Source organism: Streptomyces sp. NPDC034043 (assembly GCF_055575675.1).
In genome coordinates, this window is the sequence record NZ_JBVISF010000038.1 from 1 (window position 1) to 6,516 (window position 6,516).

8 protein-coding genes and 3 pseudogenes are annotated in these 6,516 nt (G+C 68.9%); 6 read left to right on the forward strand and 5 right to left on the reverse strand.

Features of this window, described 5'->3' with window-relative positions:
- The first annotated feature begins 354 nt into the window (after window positions 1-354).
- From ACZ51S_RS34515 to ACZ51S_RS34540, 6 genes are all read left to right on the forward strand, one after another.
- Window positions 355-756, forward strand: a complete 402-nt coding sequence (locus ACZ51S_RS34515) for a hypothetical protein (RefSeq protein ID WP_468478960.1) — start codon at window positions 355-357, stop codon at window positions 754-756.
- A gap of 110 nt (window positions 757-866) precedes the next feature.
- The gene (locus tag ACZ51S_RS34520; RefSeq protein ID WP_468963172.1) at window positions 867-1,133 is read left to right on the forward strand and encodes a hypothetical protein; all 267 of its coding nucleotides are present in this window, start codon (window positions 867-869) and stop codon (window positions 1,131-1,133) included.
- A gap of 271 nt (window positions 1,134-1,404) precedes the next feature.
- The gene (locus ACZ51S_RS34525) at window positions 1,405-1,737 is read left to right on the forward strand and encodes a hypothetical protein (RefSeq protein WP_468478962.1); all 333 of its coding nucleotides are present in this window, start codon (window positions 1,405-1,407) and stop codon (window positions 1,735-1,737) included.
- 17 nt (window positions 1,738-1,754) lie between these two features.
- The gene (locus tag ACZ51S_RS34530; protein WP_468478963.1) at window positions 1,755-2,174 is read left to right on the forward strand and encodes a hypothetical protein; all 420 of its coding nucleotides are present in this window, start codon (window positions 1,755-1,757) and stop codon (window positions 2,172-2,174) included.
- A gap of 3 nt (window positions 2,175-2,177) precedes the next feature.
- Window positions 2,178-2,498 carry a hypothetical protein gene (locus ACZ51S_RS34535; protein ID WP_468478964.1) on the forward strand — a complete coding sequence of 107 codons (321 nt, stop codon included), beginning with the start codon at window positions 2,178-2,180 and terminating at the stop codon, window positions 2,496-2,498.
- Window positions 2,499-3,081: 583 nt separating this feature from the next.
- On the forward strand, window positions 3,082-3,333 hold the full coding sequence (locus ACZ51S_RS34540) for a hypothetical protein (RefSeq protein WP_468963174.1): 252 nt from the start codon (window positions 3,082-3,084) through the stop codon (window positions 3,331-3,333).
- Between the two features lie 185 nt (window positions 3,334-3,518).
- Here ACZ51S_RS34540 and ACZ51S_RS34545 read toward each other — a convergent pair whose 3' ends face one another.
- From ACZ51S_RS34545 to ACZ51S_RS34565, 5 genes and pseudogenes are all read right to left on the reverse strand, one after another.
- Window positions 3,519-3,905: a hypothetical protein gene (locus tag ACZ51S_RS34545; protein ID WP_468963176.1), complete on the reverse strand. Its 387-nt coding sequence runs from the start codon at window positions 3,903-3,905 to the stop codon at window positions 3,519-3,521.
- A 518-nt stretch (window positions 3,906-4,423) separates the two neighbouring features.
- Window positions 4,424-4,963 (reverse strand): WD40 repeat domain-containing protein, encoded by a 540-nt coding sequence (locus ACZ51S_RS34550; RefSeq protein WP_468963178.1) that lies wholly within the window; start codon window positions 4,961-4,963, stop codon window positions 4,424-4,426.
- Window positions 4,940-5,140 (reverse strand): annotated as a pseudogene (locus ACZ51S_RS34555) (WD40 repeat domain-containing protein); the annotation flags it as partial. The pseudogene ACZ51S_RS34555 and the gene ACZ51S_RS34550, both read right to left, overlap by 24 nt.
- 76 nt (window positions 5,141-5,216) lie before the next feature.
- Window positions 5,217-5,369, reverse strand: a pseudogene (locus ACZ51S_RS34560) (WD40 repeat domain-containing protein); the annotation flags it as partial.
- 109 nt (window positions 5,370-5,478) lie between these two features.
- Window positions 5,479-6,441 (reverse strand): annotated as a pseudogene (locus tag ACZ51S_RS34565) (WD40 repeat domain-containing protein); the annotation flags it as partial.
- Window positions 6,442-6,516 lie beyond the last annotated feature (75 nt).

Below are 6,516 nucleotides of genomic sequence, written 5' to 3' on the forward strand. Positions count from 1 at the left end.
CCGCTACGACAAACGCGCCTACGTTTTCCACGGCACCATCACCACAGCAGCCATCAAACTCTGGCTCCGCGAATGATCCGCCGGACACCACCTAGGCGGTGACGGCGGCGGCTCCCACACCGGACGTCGCGGGTGCGGTGCCCGTTTCCGGGTGTGGACGGATCGCGTACGGGCGCGGGCAGGCCGGTGGGCGCCCACCGGCCGGGACCGGATCGGTGTGGAGGGGATGCTGATCGCTGTCCCCATGCAGGTGCTGGGCTGGCGGGCGGGTCAGCGGGACGGCTCCAATCCGTCAGGGCCAAGAGGCTGATTGGTGCCCAGGTGTTGGGGCGAGTGGGTGGCTACGCTCGGATTGTGACGACAGCAGAGACCGTCCTGTGGGACGTCCAGGCAAAGCGCGGCAACGTATGGGTCACCGTGGTGGACGGGAAAGACCAGACCGCAGAGGGAAACGTCCTGGCGTTGGGAGCACTGGCCGCCCACCTGATGACGGTGGACCACGACAACGACCTGGACGAACGGCGCGTGCTGGTGAAGTCACCCGACGGGCTTTCCACCCGACTCCGCGCAGAGCTTACGGCAGACGACCTGGTGCGGTACCTGCGCAGGCACGGCTATTACCCGCGGCGCGAAGAGGTGCCACTGTCAGCGGTCTTCCCCAAGGCGGTCCACGACGCCCTGCCGATGTGCCTCCAGTCCGAACTGAACCGGGTGGGCCCACCCCGACCGCGGTACGACCCCGGCGAACTCGCCTAACCACCCCCGCGCTCCTCCGCCGGCAACACGCAGGGGAAGAAGGAGCAATCGGCGGGTCAGGCCCTCGCAGGCCGCACAAGCCGGCGGGCAGGGAGTCGGCACAGACCCGGGTGGCGGCGGCACAGACGGAGGTCGAGACCCTGCGGGGTCGGCTCGCCGAGGCCGAGGAGTCGGCACAGAACCGGGTGGCCGGCCTGGAGCAGGCGGACTATGTCCTGACCGCCCTGAGCGGGTTCGTCCCCCTGGCCACCATCTACCGGGCCCTGGTATACCGGCGGCCGGACACCGGGCCGTCTGTGGCGGGGCCGCTGGTGGCGCGCTCGGAGGAAGTGCAGCAACACGCGGCCCGCGAGGCGGGCGCCGGGCCCACAGCCTGACCGGCGAGAACCGCGAGGAAGGGGGAAGCGGATGTGGACAGGCAGGCAGCGCCGGGCCGGTGGCAGTGCGCTGGCGGGGACCGTGCTGGCCGCGGCCGGCTGGCGGGCGCAGTGGTCCGCGTACGAGGTCGTGGGAGTGGCCTTGCCCCTGCTGGCCGGTGCCGTGGTGCTGGGCGGTGCGTGGCGCTCCGGCGCCTTGCACCTCCCTCAGGCCGCCGAACCCGGACCGGCGTCAGCATCCTCGGCGCGCGGGCCAAGGTGATGAGGCTCGTTGAAATTCCCCACCCTGTGCTCGGGGGTTCCCCAGACCTGCTCGGGTACGGAGGCGACGCGTTCCTCGGGCCCGCTGACCGAGGGCCTGCCTGTGCCCCGGGACCTGGACCTCGCTGACCGCGCGAAGGCGCTGGAACAGCTCGGCGTCAGCCGGCTCGCGCACGCCGCCAGCGTCGGCGGCGTCAAGGAAGGCCTGCCCAAGAAGCAGGAGCATCTCTTGGTCAGCTGCCGCCAGTTACCCCTGCTGGCCCACCGGGTAAACGTATTTCAATATGCCCATCCACTGCTTCAGTGGAATGGCGGCGCGGCACAGATTGGTGCGTGGTGGTAGGCGTCAGTATGTCTTCCATGGTGGCTTTGCGTACGAAGATGATCATCGCGGGCCTGCTTGCGGCCCTTGGGCTGCCGGCCGGCCCTGTTCAGGCGGTCGGACCTCAGGAAAGCGGCCCGACTCGCGAAACCTACGCCTCAGTTACGTGCAACAAGACCAAGCACAACTTCGCCTTCAAGGGGTGGGGAGTCGACTACCCGGGCGGGGCGAAGGTGCGGGTGGTCACTGACCTGGGTTACACAGACAAAGGCGGATTCTACTGGAGTAATGTCAACGACACGTATGAGACGGCTCTCTACGCCACCTCAAGCGGTTCCTGGTCGACTCCAACAACCGTAAAAGCGTCCCCCAAGGAAGCTGTCGAAATTTCGGTTCGGGTTCGGGTGTACGAGGGTTCGAAGCAAGTGGGTGTCGATGACGACGTGTGTTATATGTGAGCCATGAAAGAGTGGTCGACCGCTGAAGAGGATGTCATCAACTTCGCCCTGCTGTGGAAGAAGCTTCCGAGTTCCGCAAGAGACACGTTGATCCTTGTCGGTGAGCAGCTGCGGGACAGGCAGATCTCCGCAGGTTCCGTATCCGAGCAGACCGGGGTCGCTCTCAGTGAGGTCGAGTCCGGGATTGATCGCGCCAACCGCTTTGCCCATTCGTTCGGGTACGAGCCCATCGTTCAAGTCGCTGAGAGCGGTCTCGGTATGGTTCCGCGCGTGGCGGAATTGATGGCGTTGGTCTCATCGGGAGAAAGCGGCTACTCGCAGTAGAACCTCGGCTGTCCAGGGGCTTCCTTGTTTCATTGCCCGAACGGTGCGATCTCTCGGTTTCGTGACAGTTCGGGACGGCAAGAAGGTGCACGCCTTCGATCAGGTCTTGGAGCTCCAGCCCGCAGAGGGCAGCTTCTTCATCGAGCGGGAAGAGCTGGCCATCAGCGAACAAGCGTGAAGCTGCCGTCTATCCGGAGCCGGGTGGGCACCGCGCAGCGCGGTGCCCACCCGGCTCAGTGGGCGAGGGGTACCCTCCGCGCCGGCTGATCACTGCGCACAGCGCTGGCGCAGTTCGGCATTGATGGCCCGGTCCCGTCCCTTGCGGAGAGGGGCCAGGTTACGGTCCCCTGGTGTACCGCGCAGGTTGTAGGGTCCAGCGCCCGTACATCCAGGGTTCCAGATGATGATCAAACCAGTGTGAGGCGACGCCGCCTCGCATCCGTTTCTATCGTCTTGTTCAGCGCTGCCCGTTATGGGGCGCCTGTCGCGCATGGTGGGTGCGTGAACGTGAACGTGACGAAGGGGAATTCCTGTGCGTATGCGACGTGCACTGACATCCGCAGCCTTGGGGAGCGTCCTCGCTGTGGGCGGCACGGCTGTGACGGCTCAGGCGGCCGAGCCCGCGTCGGCCTCAGCGGCCTCAGCCCGCACGGCGAGCGCGGCCCAGGCAGGCTGGACGTTCTACCATGCCTACTGGACCAAGAGCTCTTGCCAGGCGGAAGGCAGGGCCGGCAAGAGCAAGCGCTGGTGGAAGGACTACAAGTGCCAGTACGAGCGGGGCAACGACGGTCAGATGAAGTTCTTCCTCTACGTCTTCATCCGCGTCGCGGGATAGAGGTATGTTCTTCGGTTTCCGTCCGGCCGGAAACCGCCGCACGGAAGCCGGGGCCGCACCCCCGCACACCCGCGGCCAGCCGGCCGGGCCGGCCGAAGCCGCAGCCAGCCATCTCACGCCCGCCCCGGCCGACCTGATAACGGTGTCGCTACAGGACCCCACCCCGCGGTGCGCCGGCCACGGCGTCAGTCGGCCTGCTCGGTGCGGGCCTTGGCGCGGAGTCGTTCGTCTGAGGGGGTGCTGACGCCGTAGCGGGCGGCCATCGACTCCGCGGTGACCGGCGGCCCCTCCCCGTCCCGCATGGCGGCGAGGGTGGCCGCGATCTCGGGGAAGCGGGTGCCGGGCCGGGTCTGGCGCGGAGTGCGGTCCTTCGCGCGGGGGCTGCGGCCCTTGTACTGGACGGGTCGGGTGGTACGCGCTCCGGCGGCACGTACCACCAGCGGCGGCCGTGGCGTTCGGTGCCGGGGTCGAGGAGGCCCTCGGAAGGCGTCGGCGCGGACGGTAGAGGGCGCCAGGCCGGTGAGTTCGGTGACCTCGGCGTCGGTGAGGAGGTCGGCCGGGAGCGACGGCATTCCAGGCCGCCGGTGTGGAGCGGGCCGGAGACGACGTAGTGCGCCGTTCACTCCCGCCCGCCTGACGCCATCGGCCCGGCCGCCGGCCGATGCGGCTCAGGCGTTGGTGTCGGGGAACTCGCCCCGCCCCGACCATGTTGGCGGCGATACAGCTCGGCTCCTCAGCGCGCATCGATGTAGCGCCCGGCAGGGTCGGCGAGGCGGAGTTGGGCGGGGAGGCGCCGGCCGCGGCCCACGACCAGACGTCTGACCACTCACCTGTGGTGGCGAAGTTCAACCTGTAGGTGCAGCAGGGCCAGTACAACGGGTAGCTGTGCTGGCCCTTGGGCGTGGTTACCTTGATGGCGGCCAGCTCTTCACCCAGCCGACGCTGCGGGTGACCGGTGGGGCGCCACGGTGATCAGCCCGCGTCAGGTTCGTGGACCCGGATGGGAATTCCGCGCTCGTCGCGCTGGTAGACGCGGGCTTTGTTCTTGGTGAGATTGCGTTCGACCTCGTCTTCGCTGATTCACGTGCGCTCACCCGCGGGCACACAAGGGGGCAGTCTCCTGATCCGGCAGGCGTCCCGCACGTTCCTCTGCCGTGAGGTCGCGGTTGACGGCCTGAGAGACTTTCCGGATGGCCTCGGCGGGCGGGGGGAGGGTGACGTTCCACAGCCGGGCGTTCTTGTCGGCATTGCCGGTGGCGAGGGTGCGGCCGTCGGGGCTGAACGCCACGGCATGCACTGCGGCGAACTCGGTAAAGGTGGCGAGGGCCTTGCGGGAGGGCACGTCCCACAACACCGCGGTCGTGTCGAGGCTGCCGCTTGCGAGGGTGTCCCCCTGGGGGCCGAACTCGACGGAGGTCACCGGGCTTGTGTGCCGGGTGAGGGTGGCCAGGCTCTTGCCGCCGGGCATGGCCCACAGGCGCACGGTGGTGTCCTCGCTCCCCGAAGCCAGCGTGCTCCCGTCGGGGCTGAACGCCAGCGCGAACACCGATCCACTATGCCCCTTGAGGGCAGCACCGGGGGTACCGCTCGCAGCGTCGTACGCATGCACGACGTTGTCCGTGTCCGCCACGGCCAGCGTTCGTCCGTCGGGACTGTAAGCCACCGCGCTCACCGAGTTGCTCGCGGCCAGGGGTTCGCGGATCTCCTTGCCGCTGCCTACGTCCCACTGTCGGACGGTGGTGCCGTCGCCCGTGGCGACGACGCGCCCGTCGGGGGCTGAGGGCCACCGCCTCGACCGACGCCTCATGTGCGGGCAGGATCGCCCGTCTCGTGTGAGTGCGTACGTCCCACAGCTCCACCTTGCCGTTCATGCTGCCAGTGGCGAGGATCTGCCCGTCCTTGCTGAACGCTACCTCTCGCACCGGGCCAGCGGCCTTCAGGGGGGTCTGGCTGGTGCGCTTGGCCACGTCCCACAGGCGTACGGTGCCGTCGATGCTGCCGGTGGCGAGACTGCGGTCCTTCGGGCTGAACGCCATCGACCAGATGGCCTCGGTGTGACCCGTCAAGGTGGCCTGGTTGGCCCCGGCGGCCACGTCCCGGGTGTGCGCACTGTGGCATCGCTGCCAGTGGCGAGGGTACGGCCGTCCGGGGGCTGAACGCCACCGACCAGACCGCGTTGGTGTGGCCGGTCAAAACGGCGCGGAGCGTGTCGCCGACCACGTCGCGCAGCACCGCCGCGCCGTCCTGGTAGCCGCTGGCGAGGGTACGGCCGTCCGGGCTGAAGGCCAGCGATTCCGAGATGCCGCCATAGCCCACCAGCGGCTTGCGGCTCTCCTTGCCGCTAGAGACGTCCCACAGGCGCACGCCCGAGTCCCCATTGGTCGAGGTGGCGAGGGTGCGGTTGTCCGGGCTGAACACCACGGCATGCACCTCGCCGGGGTGCTTCAGCGGGCCGGTACGGAGCTCGCCGGTCACCGCGTCCCACACGCGCGCGTTCTGGTCGAGACTTCCCGTCGCGACGAAGCGCCCGTCCGGGCTGAACACGACGGACCGCACGGCGCTTGTGTGCCCCCCCAATGCGGCTCGGACTTTACCGGTCCCGAGGTCCCAGAGGAGGACGCTCCTATTATCGCCGCCGCTGGCGAGGGTGCGGCCGTCGGGGCTGAAGGCCACGGACACCACGGCGTCGGCGTTGCTTTGGAGGGTGCGGCGGGGTGCGCCGGTGTGGGCATCCCACAGGCGGACACCACCGTCGAAGCCGCCGCTGGCGAGAGTACGGCCGTCGGGGCTGAACACCACGGACCACACTTCATCGGTGTGCCCCTTGAGGACCCGCCCCGGTTTGCCGGTGCGCGCGTCCCACAGGCGCACCGTCCGGTCGGTACTGGCACTGGCCAGGGTGCGGCCGTCGGGGCTGAAGGCCACCTTCCCCAACCGCTCGCTGTGGCCGGGCGCGCTCCACCGAAGCGGGACTGCCGCGGCGTTCTGCAGGCTGTGGGCTGCTTCGGCTGTGGGGCTGGTGCGAAACGCCTGCACGGCGAGCAGCGACGCCACCCTGGTCGCGATGGCGCGGAACTGCTTGAGGCGTGCGAAGCATCGTTCGACCACGTTGCGGTCGCGGTAGACCTCCGTGTGGAAGGCGGGCGGTCGGCCGCCGGTGCGGCCTCGACGCTGGCGGTTGGC

Bases quoted from the DNA above. Each gene is read 5' to 3' on its own strand.
- ACZ51S_RS34545 (WP_468963176.1), bottom strand. From the start codon at position 3,905: ATGCCGTCGCTCCCGGCCGACCTCCTCACCGACGCCGAGGTCACCGAA.
- ACZ51S_RS34535 (WP_468478964.1), top strand. From the start codon at position 2,178: ATGAAAGAGTGGTCGACCGCTGAAGAGGATGTCATCAACTTCGCCCTG.
- ACZ51S_RS34530 (WP_468478963.1), top strand. From the start codon at position 1,755: ATGGTGGCTTTGCGTACGAAGATGATCATCGCGGGCCTGCTTGCGGCC.